This window comes from Brachybacterium sp. GCM10030267, from assembly GCF_042666875.1.
Classification (GTDB): Bacteria; Actinomycetota; Actinomycetes; order Actinomycetales; family Dermabacteraceae; genus Brachybacterium.
In genome coordinates, this window is record NZ_JBHTCX010000011.1 from 90,314 (window position 1) to 104,879 (window position 14,566).

Sequence of the window (14,566 nt, forward strand, 5' to 3'; positions counted from 1 at the left end):
CTCGCCTGGCTGCGGCCCGATCGGACTACACCCCGTCGGCCGCCAACCGGAGTGCCACCTCGGCCGCCCCGTTCATCACGCCCGCTTCCTGCACGCATCGCGCGAACAGCCAGCGGCGCGTCCGCTGCGGATCCAGCCCGGCCAGATCAGACATGCGATCGGCGAACTCACCGGGCTGAGAGGTGAGGCGCTGCGGGTCATTGAGCATGTGCTGGAGGACGTCGTAGTGCGGGTCGCCGACATATGGCTTGGGATCGATCAGCACCCACTGCCGTTGCCTGCCCTCTCCTCGCGCCAGAACGTTCGACGGGTGCAGGTCGGTAGCCAGAAGCACGGGCTCACCGCCCCACTGCCGAGGCAGCTCACGGAACAGCGCCAGTCCCTGGTCGACAAGATCGTGGGGTAGAGGTGAGATCCGGTCGTCGGCGCGCTGCTGGGCGCTGTCCGCCCACCACGCACACATGTGGGCCAGCGGCCGGAACTGCGCTGCGTCGGACGGGGAAGCGATGACACTCGGCGACTCCCACATGCGTCGCAGGAGATCCGCGACCACCTCGTCGCGCTCCGGCCAGGTCAGCAGTTCCGCGAGTGGGATACCAGGCCGAATGCGCTCCATGAGCAGCAGCGATGTCTCTCCGCGGCGCTCACTGTGCACCACCTCTGCTGCGCCGCGTCCCTGCCACAGGGCCATCCCTGGGGCCTCGTCGCGCGCCTCCTCGTGGGCCCACGCCACCTTCAGCACCAGCTCCGCGCCATGGCCGTCGCGCACCGGTGCCACCCACGCCGCCGACCCACCGGGGGAGAAGGGCGTCGAGACCGACAGCGACCATTCATCGAGCACCTCGTCGACGATGCCGGGCAGTCCGGAGCGCCAGGCGACGACGCCCGGCTCCTCGTTGTCGGCCAGGAGAGGCGGCAACGGGTATCCAGCGATCAGCGGAGGCGGGTCGGGGGCGTCAGTGGCACGGTCGATCCTGGAGGGACCGGTCATGACCATCTCCTGTGAGGACGAGGACGAGGAGGACGAAAAGCGAGCGCGAGAGCGGAGGCGGGGCGCACACCGAGCCTGCACCTGGGGACATATCGCGCCGGCGCAACCGGCCGACCCGTACAGCCCCGGCGGCTAACATTCTTCCGTGAAACCGTTCGTGCTGATCGCCACCCGCCCCGAGGACGACGTCGCCTACACCGAGAAGGAGTCCGTCCTCTCCTTCACCGGGCTGGACGAAGGTGATCTGATCTGGGTGCGATTGGACCGTGACCCGTACCCCGAGCTGGCGGCAGCGGACATCTCCGGGATCATCCTCGGCGGCAGCCCCTTCACCGTCTCCGATCCGGAGCAGACCAAGTCCGAGGCCGAGAAGCGCGCCGAGAAGGAGATCTTCCGGGTGCTGGACCAGGTCATCGCCGAGGACATCCCCTTCTTCGGCGCCTGCTACGGAATCGGCACCCTCGGCACGCACCAGGGCGCTGTCATCGACCGCACCTACGGGGAACCGCTCGGGGCCATCGACGTGACGCTCACGGCCGATGGCCGCCAGGATCCGCTGATCCAGGAGGCAGGACTCGCCGAGTCCTTCATCGGGCTCGTCGGGCACAAGGAAGCCGTCCATACGCTTCCGGATCACGCGACGCTGCTGGCCACCGGCAACGCCTCGCCCGTGCAGATGTTCCGCGTCGGCACCCGCCAGTACGCCACCCAGTTCCACCCCGAGCTCGACATCCCCTCGATCATCGACCGCGCCCGTGCCTATCGCGACCATGGGTACTTCTCGCCCGACGAGATGGAGGACATCTTCGCCGCGCTCGAGAGCGTCGAGGCCGACGAACCCCCGAAGCTGCTCCGCGCCTTCGCGACCCTGTTCGCGCGCTGAGCGGTGTCCGCGCGCTGAGCCGTGTCCGTCCGCTGAGCGGTGTGCGTCCGCTGAGCCGTGTCCGCCCGCTGTGCCCGGCTCCGTTCCCGGCCTGCGCACCTCTGCTCAGGTAAGGTCCGCACCGTGCCCCGATTCACTCGCGAGCAGGTCCGACGCCGCCAGCTCGTCGCGGGCGGGCTGGTGCTGTGCCTGGTGCTCGTCCTCGGCGGGTGCACAGCCGTCCTCATCGGCGCTCTGCGCGGAGGGGGCGGGGCAGCCACCGAACCGGAACCCTTCCAGGCCGACGACGCCGCCATGACCGCACCCGTGACCCCGCCCGACGCGCCGGCGCGTGCCCAGTTGCCCGACGGGGTCGAGCTGGCCGAGGACGAGATCATGGGCCTGGACGTCTCCGCACATCAGCGGGAGATCGACTGGAGCCAGGTCGCCGCCGACGGCTACGGATTCGCCTACATCAAGGCCACCGAGGGCACCGGCTTCACGGACTCCCGGTTCGCCGAGAACTGGGACGGAGCCCGTGCCGCAGGAGTCACCCCCGGCGCGTACCACTACTTCACGCTGTGCTCACCGGGGGCCGACCAGGCCGCGGACTTCCTGGCCGCCGCACCGCCGGATGACAGTGCGCTGCCGCCCGCGCTCGATCTCGAGTTCGACGGCGCCTGCCAGCAGCGGCCCGAGGCGGCCGATGCGCAGGCCGAGATCGATGCCTTCACCGCCGCCGTCGAGGAGGAGTGGGGTCGTCGTCTGGTTATCTACTCCTCCTCCGAGTGGCGTGAGCACTACGGACTGCCGGTGACGGATTCGCGGCCCGACTGGCTGTTCTCGGAGACCGGCAGACCCGACCGGGCGGACTGGTCCGTGTGGCAGCTGCGCTTCGACGGCGAGGCCTCCGGCATCGAGGGCGGCGTCGACATCGACGTCGCCCGGATCGAGACGCTCCGCGAGCACGCGTCGATCCCCGCGGGCGAAGGGGAACTGACCCACGAGCCCGAGGACGGCTGAGCCCGGGCGCACCCCGGACCCGGTTGCCGATCGGTCGCGGTCCGTCGGCGGCGCCCCGCGCCGGGGGATGCTGGCGGCGAGGCTCTCAGTTCGGCAGGTCGTGGTTGACGGCGGTCTCGCGGTCGATGGCCGCGACGAGCTCGTCCAGGATCGTCGTCCAGTGCTCGAGCAGCCCCTGCCGTTCGGCCGCGCCCAGCAGGCGCTCCTGATGGATGGCGACCGTGGTGCCGCCCGAGGCCTCCAGCAGGGTCACCTGGAAGACGGTCTCGTGATCGAGGGTCGGCGGCGTCCAGCGCACGCGCACCCGTCGGCCCACGTGGCAGCCCACCACCCGGCCGCGGGTTTGACCGTCGTGACGCATGGGGGCGCCGACCATCTGCGGGACGTTCTCGACGCCCAGCCACTGCGGCAGCCACTCGGCCAGCAGCCGGCGCCAGACGTCCTCGAGCGGGGCGGAGAGAGTGCGGCGGACACCGAGCTCCCACCCGGCGTCGCGGGTGAGGCCGGTGGGTGGGGGAGTGATCTCGGTCTGCATAAGACCACGGTAGGGCGGCCGACGGGGGCTCGGGAGGCCGCCACCCGAGCCGTCCACAGGTGTTCGATAACTGGTCGCCGGGGCGTCACCGCACGTCGACGTCAGCTCGCTCCGCCGCGCGAGGTGTCGGCGCGCTCCTGCATGCTGGGGAGATGGTCGATCCCGTGCTCCCGCTGCGTGCAGTACGCATGCACGCCCTCTCCCCGGCGGACATGGGTGAGTGGCCCGCGACCCTGCCGCCGATGGAACAGCTGCTGACCCAAGGACTGGAGTTCGGCCGAATCACGGTGCTGACCGGGGACAACGGCGCCGGCAAGTCCACCGTGGTCGAGGCGATCGCCGGCGCCTACGGGCTCAATGTCGAAGGCGGCGGCACCGGAGCCATGCACTCCACGCGCGCGACCGAGTCACCGCTGGTCGACCACCTGCAGCTGGTGCGCGGCGCGGGTGCGTCCAAGAAGGGGTTCTTCCTGCGCGCCGAGACCATGCATTCTCTGTTCACCTACTACGAGGAGATCGGTGTGGGAGGCGTGATGCACGAGCGCAGCCACGGCGAATCGTTCCTGGAGATCGTCTCGGAGCGGTCACGTATCGGCGGGCTCTGGCTGCTGGACGAACCCGAATCCGCGCTGTCCCTCAGCGGATGCCTGGCGCTGCTGGGACTGTTGCGCGACCTCGTCGCCGGCGGAGCGCAGATCATCCTGTCCACGCACTCACCCGTCCTTGCCGCCCTGCCCGGCGCCGATCTGTACGAACTGGGCCCCTGGGGCATCCGAGCCGCCACCTACGACGACCTGGATCTCGTGCGCACGTGGCGCAGTTTCCTGGAGTCGCCCCAGCGATTCCTGCGTCACCTGGGCTGATACCGCCGGGGCTGTCGAGCGCTGTTCTGCTGCGCGTTCACGGCTGCAGACGGTGACGCTGCCAGGCGCCGTCGGCCGCGCGGTCGTACGCGATCCGGTCGTGGAAGCGGTTCTCCCGCCCCTGCCAGAACTCCATCCGCTCCGCGAGCACCCGCAGGCCGCCCCAGAACGGCGGGCGGGAGACCTCATGGCCCTCGAAGCGGGCCTCGACCTCGTCGTACTGCGCATCGAGAGCGGCACGCGAGGCGATGGGCCGTGATTGGTGGGACGCCCACGCGCCGAGCTGCGCGCCTCGCGGACGCTGCGCCCAGTACGCGTCGGACTCCGCGTCGGAGAGGTGGCTGACGGCCCCTTCGATCCGCACCTGTCGCTGCATGGGGTACCAGGGCAGCAGCAGGGCGGCATGCGGCGCCGCATCCAGCTCGGTGGCCTTGGGGGAGGTCAGGTTCGTGTACAGCACGAACCCCTCGCCGTCGTGTCCCTTCAGCAGCACGGTCCGCGACCGGGGGCGGGGGCGGCCCATCGCATCCATCGCCACGGTCGAGAGCACCACGGCCGACGGGTCGGTCAGGTCGCCCTGCTCATCGCGCCGGGCGAAGGCCTCGTCCATCCAGATGTCGAACAGCGCCAGCGGATCCGACGGAGCATCATCGGCCAGCGATCCGGCCAGATAGTCGTGACGCTCGCCCGCCAGGCGCCCAGCGGGATCTTCGTTCATGTCCTCGACCTTCGTCTCAGAGGCCGCCGGCGCCCGCTGAGGCCGCGCGGCGGACAACTATGTCGTGCCCCTGATCCTAGGACGTTCGTCGCCGGCCCCGATGGGCGGCCTTCGGCCCGCGGGGATCTCCGAGCGGCCGCGCGGTCCGGATCGGCCGGAACTCCCCGGCGCGGGCCTTGGCGGCTCGGACGCTGCGGAGGGCCTCGAGGTCACCCCAGGCCGCGGGCAGGGGGCGATACTCGATGAACTCATGGTCGGCGGCACGGGTTCGGCTGGTGGCGATGGTCGCGTTCTTCATGACTCCACTCTGGTGATGGTCGGGGAGGCCCCGCGTCCGCCGGCAGGAGCGGAGCCGTCCACCCACGGACGGGCCTCGGTGACGGACCGGTGGGAGCCGAGGCGTACGACCACGAGCACGACGGTTGGCATTCCCACGTCGGATGACGGCCGGGCAGGCTAGCCTGCCGTAGTCACGGAACACTCGAATGACGTGGAGGGGCCCTCAATGGCGCACGCGGGCAGCAGACGGCGGCCGTTCGTCGTCGCCGCGATCGTGGTGCTCGCGCTGCTGCTGGCCGGCGGTGTCGTCATCGCGGCGCTCGCCGTTCGCGCCGATCCGGCGGTGGGCGACAGCCGCCCTCCCGGCACCGTGGTCGGCGACCAGGCTCCCCGCGGCACCCGGTTCGACCCCGCCCGCATCGGGCAGGACTCGCTGGTGTGGGCCACGGCAGAAGGCGGCGAGGTCAGCGTCAGCGTCAACCGGGCAGAGAGCGTCACAGCGGATTCTCCCGACATCGATCCGGGCTGGAAGGGCCCGGCCAAGTGCCGGGAGTACTTCATCATCGAGCTGACCGTCGCCTACGAGGGCGAGGGCAGCTGGGAGCCGGCCTCCGAACTCCTCGTCCAGCGCATGGCAGGGCCGTTCGCAGCCCACGGCGCCGACCCGGGCCTGGAGATCCTGGCGCACCCGCTGCTCGTGCCCGGCAAGGCCCTCACCGACGGCGAGTCGCGCACGGGCACGGTCATGTTCTTCGGGCCGGGCGACGCCACGGGAAGCGGCAACCTCGTCATCAGCGTCGACGACGGCCGACCTCTGCACGTGCGCAGCGACCCGCAGGACTCGCAGACAGGATGCTGAGACAGCCCGGCGCGGCACGACGTGATTGACGTCTCACCGCCCTGGTGCCACGCTGTACGGCGGCTGTGAACGCTCACGGCATGAGCAGGATGTTCCCTGACCGAGCACCATGATCGGAAGTTCATCGATGAAGATGTCACGCCGCACCCTCGTCACCCTCACGGCAGCCTCGCTGCCCGCCCTCGGCCTCGCCTCTGCCGCCCACGCGGCACCACCGGCCGGCCCGCGGACGGAGAGCTCGGAGGCCCTGGCCCGCGCCCGCGTCGCCGCCGACGTGCTGATGCGCGACTACGACCAGCACAAGGCATGGTTCCCCTCGAGCTGGTGGAACTCGGCCGTCGCGCTCCAGACCATCGGCGACTACATGCTGCGCACCGGGGACCGGCGCTACCTGGATCACCTCGACCACACCTTCGAGAGGAACAAGGGCCCGTTCCCTGCCGGCGAGCTCTCCGGCGACGAGCTCTACGGGAACTTCACCAGCCGCGCCATCGACGATTCCGGCTGGTGGGCGCTGACCTGGATCACCACGTACGACCTCACGGGGAACCAGAAGTACCTCGACATGGCCGTGACCATCGGTGACTTCATGAACGACTTCTGGGACCCCAGCACCTGCGGCGGGGGCATCTGGTGGAACGAGGAGCGCACCTACAAGAACGCCGTCACCAACGGCCAGTGGATCCGCCTGACGGCCGAGCTGCACAACCGCATCCCCGGGGATACCACGTGGCTGGAGCGCTCCCGGGCGGCGTGGGACTGGTACCTCGGCAGCGGCATGATCAACGAGGACGGCCTGCTCAATGACGGCCTGACCGACGCCTGCGAGAACAACGGCGACCGCATCTATACCTACAACCAGGGCCTCGCGATCGGCGCCGCGCTCGAACTGTGGCGTGCCACCGACGACCCGGACCTGCTGGAGAAGGCCCGCTACTTCGCGGACTCGGCGCTCGCCGAAGGCGCTCTGGTCACCGAGGGGATCCTCACCGAGTGGACCGACGTGCTGGGGGAGACCACGAACGACAACCACAAGCAGTTCAAGGGCATCTTCCTGCGCTACCTGATGGACCTCGCCGACACCACGGGCGATGCCCGGTACCGCGACGTGGTCGCCACCCAGGCCGCCACGATCTGGGAGCAGGACCGCAACATCGCCGACCAGCTCGGTGTGCGCTGGGCGGGGGCCAGCACCGAGGAGTCCCCGAACGTCTTCGACTGGCGCACCCAGGCCAGTGCCCTCAGCGCCCTGATCGCCGACCTCCCCGAGGACGGCGTGGACCGGTCGCTGTCCGCCTCCCTCGCCCAGGCTCCTGTGGTGATGCCCGACGGCGAGCCCACGCAGATCCAGCTCGACCTCAACGTCGCGATCACCTCAGCGCACGCACGGCGGGTGCACGTGCGCCTGGAGGCGCAGGGGCCGGACGGCTGGGAGCTGGAGACCGACGAGCGGGTCACGCTGGACGTGCCGAAGAGCGCGCGGGACGGGCGCCCGGTGAGCGCCGTGGTCCCCGTGACCGTGAACGTCCCGTCGGACGCTCCCGACGGCATCCACACGGTCTCCGTGACCGCCACGGCCCCCGCCGGGCTCGAGTTCACCGCCCGGACCGGCATCGTGGTGGCCCGCACCATCGATTTCGAGGCCGGCACCATCGACGACGCGCCGTGGCTGTGGGATGCCGGCGGTTCCGGCGTGACGATCGAACCCGGCCGGTTCGCCGACGGGGACAGCTACTTCATCTATCGCTTCCCGTTCCCCGCGAGCACCACGTCGGCCCAGCTCACGCTGACGATCAGCAACCAGTACCTGGTCGACCTGGGCCCGGACGGCGAGAACTGGACGCGTGCGCTGAGCGAGGACGAGCAGATCCGGGACGCCTCCAACCGGGCCGAGCACACCCTCGACCTCACCCCATACCTCGAGGGGGAGGACAAGGACGTCTACCTGCGAGTCTCCGACGCGTTCCCCGAGGACGGCTGGGGAGGCCAGGTCCACCACGTGAGCGTGGAGTACGACGCGTCCTGAGGGGCGGCGACGACGACTGGCGACATAGCGGAAGCTGATGCTCATATAGCCACGGCACCCGCTGAGCCGCCAGTAGTCGACCACGCCCCGGGCCAGTGCACCGGGACCCATCTGTGGTCAGATGCCCCGGCCCTGCGGTGACCGGCGCAGCGGACCCCGCCGCCGCGGCCGTCACCACGGGCCAGTCCCTCACCGCACCACGGGCCAGTCCCTCACCGCACCATGCGGATATCCCTCAGGTTCCCCAGGTGCTCCTCGACGTGGGCGGCCCCGTCGGCGGCGAAGCCGAGCTTCTCGTAGAACCGGCGGGCGCGAGGATTGTCCTCGGCGACCCAGACGCTCGCCGGCCCCTCGCCGATGACGGACTCGGCCAGGGCTCGGCCCAGCCCGCTGCCGAACCAGGCCTGCTCGATGTACAGCAGCGAGAGCTCGCGCTCGCGGACCGGCTCCGGATCCCGAGAGGGCCAGCTCGCCGCGAGGCCCACGGGCAGGCCCGCGCCGTCGCGCCCGATCCGGTAGATGCCCTGCGCGTGGGCGGGCGTGCCCGCGGTGAGCCACGTCCGCCACTGCGCGGTGCGGCGGTCTATGGCCGGCCTGCCGAAGAACTTCTCGCCCTCCAGCAGGTGCCCGTAGGCGACCTGCCAGCCGCGGACATGCACCCGCGCGAGAGCCGGGGCGTCCTGTGGGCGTGGAATATCGATCGAGAAGTGGCGGTCCGGGGCCGGCGCGGTGGGCATACCTGAAGTCTGCCTCGCATCGGGGCGCCACCACGACGGCCCGACACGCGGGCCCATCACGGCGGCCCATGGTGACGGCCCGTCACGACGGCCCGTCACGACGGCCCGTCGAGTCGGGCCCCGTCGCGTCGGGCCTCATCGCGACAGGCCCCCTGCAGCCTCACATCATCATGGTCGACTCATCGACCTCCATGCGCTTGTTGGGCACGCAGTGGGTCATGGTCAGCCCCTCGACGTCGCGCGGCCCGTTGTGGCCGAGGTTGCGCAGCCGCTCCTGCTCCTCGTCGGTGAGGGTCTGGGTCACCAGCGGCTCGAGATCCTTGACGTCGTCCACGGTGATGCCCAGGCCATCGCCCACTCGGCGACCGTACTCGTCGTCGGCCAGGTAGAAGTGCCAGACCATCCGCTCCTGGATGTGGCGGTCGCACTGGGAGAGTGCGCCCACCAGGTTGGTGATCAGGTCCTCCTTCTCCCAGTCCTCCTGCAGATGGAACCGCTCGCCGGCCTGCTTGTAGTCGTTGGTGCGCGGGATCGGTGACCGGGTCAGACGCCCGGAGACCTCCGAGCCGACGCTGGCGTGGTACCCCGAGCTCCGCTCCGTCTCCCGCAGGCCGCCGGTCACGGTGGGTTCGTAGTTCACGCTCGTGTTCTGCACCGGATCCGTGTCCACGTGGTACGTCATCTGACCATCGCGCTGATTGGTCGCGACCCGAACCTTCGGCTGGTTCACCGGCAGCTGCAGGTAGTTCGGCCCCACCCGGTGGCGCTGGGTGTCGGAATAGGAGAACGTCCGGCCGATCAGCATCTTGTCGTCGGAGAAGTCCAGGCCGTCCACCAGCACGCCGGTGCCGAAGGAGATCTGCTCGCTCTCGGCGAAGAAGTTGTCGGGGACGCGGTTGAGCACCATGCGGCCGACGGGTTTGGGCTCGAACAGCTCCTCCGGCCAGACCTTGGTGTCATCCAGCGGGTCGAAGTCGAGCTCGGGGTGCTCGTCGTCGGACATCATCTGCACCCGCAGCTCCCACTCGGGGTAGTCGCCGCGCTCGATCGCGTCGTACAGGTCCTTGGTGTGGTACCCGAGCTCCTGGGCCTGGATCTTGCTGGCGTCCTCGGCCGTCAGCGAGGAGACGCCGAGCGTGGGGATCCAGTGGTACTTGACCAGCACCGTCTGCCCGTCGGCGTTGATCCACTTGTAGGTGTTCACGCCGAAACCCTGCTGCGTGCGGTAGCTCGCCGGGATGCCGCGCGGACTGAACAGCACCGTGACCATGTGCAGCGACTCGGGCGACTGGCTGAAGAAGTCGAAGGCGCGGTTGGGGACCGACGCCTGGTTGGTGACCGGGTCCGGCTTCTGGGTGTGGATGAAGTCGGGGAACTTGATCGCATCGCGGATGAAGAAGACGCCGAGGTTGTTGCCGACGAGGTCCCAGTTGCCGTCCTCGGTGTAGAACTTGATCGCGAATCCGCGCGGGTCCCGGGCCAGCTCCGAGGAGTCGCGCCCGCCGGCGACGGTGGAGAAGCGGATGGCCAGGTCGGTGCGCTTGCCCTCGCCCTGGAACACCTTCGCGCGGGTGAAGTTCGAGATCGGCTCCTCGCCCCATCTCCCGTAGGACTCGAAGTAGCCGTACGCGGTGGCGCCGCGGGCGTGGACGACCCGCTCCGGCACGCGCTCGCGATCGAAGTGGCTCATCTTCTCGAGGAACTGGTAGTTCTCCATGGTCGCCGGACCGCGCGCGCCCACGGTGCGCATGTTCTGGTTGTCGTAGACGGGGTGGCCCTGACGATCCGTCAGCGCGGCCTGCGACGGGTCTCCTGCCGGCGGGCGATGTTCGGTCATGGCTGCTGGCCTCCTTCACGAGCGGTCCCGGGCGCACCCCGGACGGCCGTGGCGGGCACGCCCTGCGAGCACACCGCGGGCTGGGGGTGTGTCGTAGCCCACTGTTGTCGGAATCCCGGGGCGAGGGCAAGGGTCCGACCGCATGGTGCGGCGGCGTCCGCCCGGACTTCCCACCAAGTAACTGCAACCCGTAGTATCAGGAACAGCCGGACGCGACCGGATCCCCTCGATCAGCGCCGTCGTCCGCACCGCCCGCAGACACCGTCGTCGAAGGAGAACCACGTGCCCGAGGCCGTCATCGTCGCCGCCGCCCGCTCACCGATCGGGCGCGCCCGCAAGGGGTCGCTGCAGGACGTCCGCCCGGACGAGCTCGCATCCCAGATGGTCCGAGCGGCCCTCGACCAGGTACCGGACCTGGACCCGACGACCATCGACGACCTGCAGCTGGGCTGCGCCATCCCGGAGGGCTACCAGGGCGGCAATCTCGCCCGCGTGGTCGCCACCCGCCTCGGACTGGATGCCGTGCCCGGTGCGACGGTGAGCCGTTTCTGCGCCTCCTCGATCGAGACCACCCGCACCGCCTTCCACGCCATCCGCGCCGGGGAGGCGCGCGCCGTGATCTCCGCAGGCGTCGAATCGCTGTCCTTCGGCACCGGCAAGCTGGTCGAGGACGACGTGCGCGATCCGATGTTCCAGCCCGCCTGGGAGCGCACCGAGAAGCGAGCCGCCCGCGAGATCCCCGCCCCGTGGCACGACCCGCGGGAGGACGGAGAGCTGCCGGACCCCTACATCCTCATGGGCCAGACCGCCGAGAACGTCGCCGAGCTGCGCGGCATCTCCCGCCAGGCCCAGGACGAGTACGGCGTCCGCTCCCAGCAGCGCGCCGAGGCCGCCATCGCCTCCGGGTTCTTCGCCCGCGACATCACCCCGGTCACGCTGCCCGACGGCAGCACGGTCGAGGCCGACGACTCCCCGCGCCCCGGCACCACGCTCGAGAAGGTCACCGGCCTCGACCCGGTGTTCCGGCCCGGTGGCACCGTCACCGCCGGCAACTGCTGCCCGCTCTCCGACGGCGCCGCCGCGCTGGTGGTGATGTCCGAGGACTACGCCCGCGAGCTCGGACTGACCCCGCTCGCCCGGATCGTGGCCACGGGCGTCTCGGGCCTCAGTCCCGAGATCATGGGCCTGGGACCGGTGGACTCCACACGCCGCGCCCTCGCCCACGCCGGGATGAGCATCGGCGACATCGACCTGGTCGAGCTGAACGAGGCCTTCGCCGCGCAGGTCATCCCGTCGGCCGAGGATCTCGGAATCGACCACGACAGGCTCAACGTCCACGGCGGCGCGATCGCCCTGGGCCACCCCTGGGGCTCCACCGGGGCGCGCATGACCATCACACTGCTGAACGGCCTGCGCGAGCGCGACGGACAGTTCGGCCTGGCCACCCTGTGCGTCGGCGGCGGCCAGGGAATGGCCCTCATCATCGAGAGGATGTCCTGATGACCAGCAACTCCACGCCCGATCCCGGACCGATGCCGGACCCGGGGCCCGGTCCGAACCCCGACCCCGTCCCGGCGCCGCTCCCGCCACCGGGCACGGACCCGTCCCCGTGGGACGCACGACCCCCGGCCGGCCGCCCCATCTCCCTCGGCGGCGACCTCGGCGCCGAGGCCGACCAGCCGACCTCCGACTCCGTCGCCACCGATCACGCCGTGATCTCCGCGCCCGATGCCGACGCGGCCGAACCCGCCGAGCTGCTGCCCCTCCAGGCCGATCACTTCGGCCTGTTCCAGGACGTGGCAGGGGAGGACCTCGAGGCGTGGCGCACCGCCCGTTCCCTCGCCGCCGACGTGCTGCCGCGGATCAACGACTGGTGGGATCGCGGCGAGTACCCCGTCGAGCTGATCGGCCGCCTCGGCGAACTCGACCTCCTGACCGACGGCCTCGATGTCCCCGGCCACCGGAAGCTCTCCCCGCTCGCCACCGGCCTGGTCAACATGGAGCTCTCCCGCATCGACGGCTCGCTGGGCACCATGGTCGGCGTCCAGGGCGGGCTCGCGCTGCGCTCGATCGTGCTGCTCGGGTCCGACGAGCAGAAGCAGCGCTGGGTCGACCCGATCGTCACCGGTCGCGAGTACGCCGGCTTCGCCCTGACCGAGCCCGACCACGGCTCCGACTCCGTCTCGCTGGAGACCGTGGCGCGACGGGACGGCGACCAATGGGTGCTCACCGGCGAGAAGCGCTGGATCGGCAACGGTGCCGGTGGCCACCTCACCGTGGTGTGGGCACGCATCGACGACCCGGCCGACGATGCCCTCCATGGCCAGGTCAGCGGCTTCCTCATCGAGCAGCACCTGCCCGGCTACGAGGCCGAGGTGATCCGCGGCAAGGTCGCCCTGCGCGCCATCCACCAGGCCCACATCACCCTCGACGGGGTACGCGTGCCGCTGGAGGCGCGCCTGCCCGGTGCGCGCTCGTTCAAGGACACCTCGACGGTGCTGTTCGCGACCCGCGCCGGTGTGGCCTGGGGCGCGCTCGGGCACGCGACCGCCTGCTACGAGTCCGCCCTCGAACATGCGCGCACCCGCATCCAGTTCGGGCGCCCGCTCGCGAAGTCCCAGCACATCCAGGTGCGCCTGTCGACCATGCTGGCGACGCTGACGTCGATGCAGCTGTACTGCACCCGGCTGGCTGACCTCGAATCCGCCGGAGCCGTGCGCCCCGAGCAGGCATCGCTGGCCAAGGTGCACAACACCCGTGCCGCCCGGGAGATCGCCGCGGATGCCCGGGACCTCCTCGGCGGCTCCGGGATCCTGCTGGAGAACCGCGTGGCGAGGCACAAGGCCGACATCGAAGCACTGCACACCTACGAGGGCACCGACACCATGCAGTCCCTCATCGTCGGCCGGAGCGTGACGGGGACCAGCGCGTTCGTGTGAGGCCAGGAGGCCGCAGCCCGGGCCATCCGTGACGCGGTCGCTCTGCACGCGGACATCGCTCACATCCCCGGCCGAGCCCGCCGACCTCACACCCCCGGCCGCGAGTCCTCGTCCCAGCCCGTCTGCGGTCTCTCGCAGGTCTCGCGAAAGACGAACTGGGAGGGCAGCTTCCGCTCCCGGCTGGACCAGTCGATCGTCGGCCGGTGCTGCCTCTCGGGCAGGTAGCCGAGCCGGTAGACGGCCATCAGTTCGAGATCATCGGGCACCCGCAGCATCTCCACGATCCGCTGCCGGTTCTCCGGCACCTCCATGGGGAAGGAGACGAATTGAATGCCCATGCCCAGCTGTGTCGTGGTCAGCCACAGGTTCTCCATCGCCGCGCCCATGCTGAAGACCGAGTAGAACCCCGAGAGCTGCTCGGGACGGTACTCCTGGCGCTCCAGCATCACACCCACCAGCAGCGGTGATCCGGCCACCAGCTTCCGGTTGTCCTCGCCCAGCTTCTGCGGAACCCGCAGGCGGTTCATCAGCTTCTGGCCCGAATCGGTGAAGACCTGCCCGGTGAACGGCCGCAGCAGCGCGGGCAGACGGTCGAACAGCATCCCGCTGCGGGTCTGGTCCATCTCCTTCTGGCTGAACCGAAAGTACCTGCGATAGCGGTGGAAGAACGTGCCCTCGCTCATCACCTGCGTCATGCTCTCCCCGCTGATCCGGGCCACCTCTGCGATCGTGCCGGGGTCCTCGATCAACACGAACCGCCACGGCTGGCTGTTGAACTGGGAGGGCGCGGCCGCGGCGGCCCGGATCAGCAACTGCTGGTGCTCGGGGCTGACGGGGTCCGGGCGCAGCGGGCCGTTGGTGGTGCGGCGGGAGAAGACGGCGTCGAGGAATTCCATG

The 14,566-nt window shown here is 70.3% G+C and carries 14 protein-coding genes; 7 read left to right on the forward strand and 7 right to left on the reverse strand.

Annotation, left to right across the window (positions count from 1 at the left end):
• Positions 1–25: 25 nt before the first annotated feature.
• Complete coding sequence (locus ACFQS2_RS09650; RefSeq protein WP_377793534.1) at positions 26–991, reverse strand: aminoglycoside phosphotransferase family protein; 966 nt, start codon at positions 989–991, stop codon at positions 26–28.
• A 145-nt stretch (positions 992–1,136) separates the two neighbouring features.
• Between ACFQS2_RS09650 and ACFQS2_RS09655 the strand changes: the two genes are divergently transcribed.
• Both ACFQS2_RS09655 and ACFQS2_RS09660 read left to right on the forward strand, forming a co-directional pair.
• On the forward strand, positions 1,137–1,874 hold the full coding sequence (locus ACFQS2_RS09655) for a glutamine amidotransferase (protein WP_377793535.1): 738 nt from the start codon (positions 1,137–1,139) through the stop codon (positions 1,872–1,874).
• A gap of 123 nt (positions 1,875–1,997) precedes the next feature.
• Positions 1,998–2,876, forward strand: a complete 879-nt coding sequence (locus ACFQS2_RS09660; protein WP_377793536.1) for a GH25 family lysozyme — start codon at positions 1,998–2,000, stop codon at positions 2,874–2,876.
• 85 nt (positions 2,877–2,961) lie between these two features.
• Here the strand turns inward: ACFQS2_RS09660 and ACFQS2_RS09665 are convergent, their stop codons facing one another.
• On the reverse strand, positions 2,962–3,411 hold the full coding sequence (locus tag ACFQS2_RS09665) for an SRPBCC domain-containing protein (RefSeq protein WP_377020162.1): 450 nt from the start codon (positions 3,409–3,411) through the stop codon (positions 2,962–2,964).
• 152 nt (positions 3,412–3,563) lie between these two features.
• Between ACFQS2_RS09665 and ACFQS2_RS09670 the strand changes: the two genes are divergently transcribed.
• The gene (locus ACFQS2_RS09670) at positions 3,564–4,274 is read left to right on the forward strand and encodes an AAA family ATPase (protein WP_377793537.1); all 711 of its coding nucleotides are present in this window, start codon (positions 3,564–3,566) and stop codon (positions 4,272–4,274) included.
• Positions 4,275–4,311: 37 nt separating this feature from the next.
• On the opposite strand, the gene pdxH is transcribed toward ACFQS2_RS09670, so the two are convergent.
• Both pdxH and ACFQS2_RS09680 read right to left on the reverse strand, forming a co-directional pair.
• Entirely contained in the window at positions 4,312–4,992 is a 681-nt protein-coding gene (gene pdxH / locus ACFQS2_RS09675) for a pyridoxamine 5'-phosphate oxidase (protein WP_377020164.1), read from the reverse strand.
• Positions 4,993–5,068: 76 nt separating this feature from the next.
• Positions 5,069–5,290 carry a hypothetical protein gene (locus tag ACFQS2_RS09680; RefSeq protein ID WP_377020165.1) on the reverse strand — a complete coding sequence of 74 codons (222 nt, stop codon included), beginning with the start codon at positions 5,288–5,290 and terminating at the stop codon, positions 5,069–5,071.
• Positions 5,291–5,497: 207 nt separating this feature from the next.
• On the opposite strand from ACFQS2_RS09680, the gene ACFQS2_RS09685 reads away from it, so the two are divergent.
• Positions 5,498–6,130: a hypothetical protein gene (locus ACFQS2_RS09685; RefSeq protein ID WP_377793538.1), complete on the forward strand. Its 633-nt coding sequence runs from the start codon at positions 5,498–5,500 to the stop codon at positions 6,128–6,130.
• Between the two features lie 127 nt (positions 6,131–6,257).
• Positions 6,258–8,156: a glycoside hydrolase family 76 protein gene (locus tag ACFQS2_RS09690; RefSeq protein ID WP_377793539.1), complete on the forward strand. Its 1,899-nt coding sequence runs from the start codon at positions 6,258–6,260 to the stop codon at positions 8,154–8,156.
• A 212-nt stretch (positions 8,157–8,368) separates the two neighbouring features.
• Here ACFQS2_RS09690 and ACFQS2_RS09695 read toward each other — a convergent pair whose 3' ends face one another.
• Together ACFQS2_RS09695 and ACFQS2_RS09700 are read right to left on the reverse strand one after the other, a co-directional pair.
• Complete coding sequence (locus tag ACFQS2_RS09695) at positions 8,369–8,893, reverse strand: GNAT family N-acetyltransferase (protein WP_377793540.1); 525 nt, start codon at positions 8,891–8,893, stop codon at positions 8,369–8,371.
• Positions 8,894–9,053: 160 nt separating this feature from the next.
• Complete coding sequence (locus tag ACFQS2_RS09700; protein ID WP_377793541.1) at positions 9,054–10,730, reverse strand: catalase; 1,677 nt, start codon at positions 10,728–10,730, stop codon at positions 9,054–9,056.
• 282 nt (positions 10,731–11,012) lie between these two features.
• On the opposite strand from ACFQS2_RS09700, the gene ACFQS2_RS09705 reads away from it, so the two are divergent.
• Together ACFQS2_RS09705 and ACFQS2_RS09710 are read left to right on the forward strand one after the other, a co-directional pair.
• Positions 11,013–12,230, forward strand: coding sequence for an acetyl-CoA C-acetyltransferase (locus ACFQS2_RS09705; RefSeq protein ID WP_377793542.1), 1,218 nt, complete (start codon positions 11,013–11,015; stop codon positions 12,228–12,230).
• On the forward strand, positions 12,230–13,669 hold the full coding sequence (locus ACFQS2_RS09710) for an acyl-CoA dehydrogenase family protein (protein WP_377793543.1): 1,440 nt from the start codon (positions 12,230–12,232) through the stop codon (positions 13,667–13,669). The genes ACFQS2_RS09705 and ACFQS2_RS09710 overlap by 1 nt, the downstream gene beginning before the upstream one ends.
• An 86-nt stretch (positions 13,670–13,755) precedes the next feature.
• On the opposite strand, the gene ACFQS2_RS09715 is transcribed toward ACFQS2_RS09710, so the two are convergent.
• The gene (locus ACFQS2_RS09715) at positions 13,756–14,565 is read right to left on the reverse strand and encodes a nitroreductase family protein (protein WP_377793544.1); all 810 of its coding nucleotides are present in this window, start codon (positions 14,563–14,565) and stop codon (positions 13,756–13,758) included.
• Position 14,566: the final 1 nt, after the last annotated feature.

Coding starts and splice junctions, on each gene's coding strand:
- ACFQS2_RS09710 (WP_377793543.1), top strand. CDS start 12,230: ATGACCAGCAACTCCACGCCCGATCCCGGACCGATGCCGGACCCGGGG.
- ACFQS2_RS09685 (WP_377793538.1), top strand. CDS start 5,498: ATGGCGCACGCGGGCAGCAGACGGCGGCCGTTCGTCGTCGCCGCGATC.
- ACFQS2_RS09715 (WP_377793544.1), bottom strand. CDS start 14,565: ATGGAATTCCTCGACGCCGTCTTCTCCCGCCGCACCACCAACGGCCCG.
- ACFQS2_RS09690 (WP_377793539.1), top strand. CDS start 6,258: ATGAAGATGTCACGCCGCACCCTCGTCACCCTCACGGCAGCCTCGCTG.
- ACFQS2_RS09650 (WP_377793534.1), bottom strand. CDS start 991: ATGACCGGTCCCTCCAGGATCGACCGTGCCACTGACGCCCCCGACCCG.
- pdxH (WP_377020164.1), bottom strand. CDS start 4,992: ATGAACGAAGATCCCGCTGGGCGCCTGGCGGGCGAGCGTCACGACTAT.
- ACFQS2_RS09665 (WP_377020162.1), bottom strand. CDS start 3,411: ATGCAGACCGAGATCACTCCCCCACCCACCGGCCTCACCCGCGACGCC.
- ACFQS2_RS09700 (WP_377793541.1), bottom strand. CDS start 10,730: ATGACCGAACATCGCCCGCCGGCAGGAGACCCGTCGCAGGCCGCGCTG.
- ACFQS2_RS09695 (WP_377793540.1), bottom strand. CDS start 8,893: ATGCCCACCGCGCCGGCCCCGGACCGCCACTTCTCGATCGATATTCCA.
- ACFQS2_RS09670 (WP_377793537.1), top strand. CDS start 3,564: ATGGTCGATCCCGTGCTCCCGCTGCGTGCAGTACGCATGCACGCCCTC.
- ACFQS2_RS09680 (WP_377020165.1), bottom strand. CDS start 5,290: ATGAAGAACGCGACCATCGCCACCAGCCGAACCCGTGCCGCCGACCAT.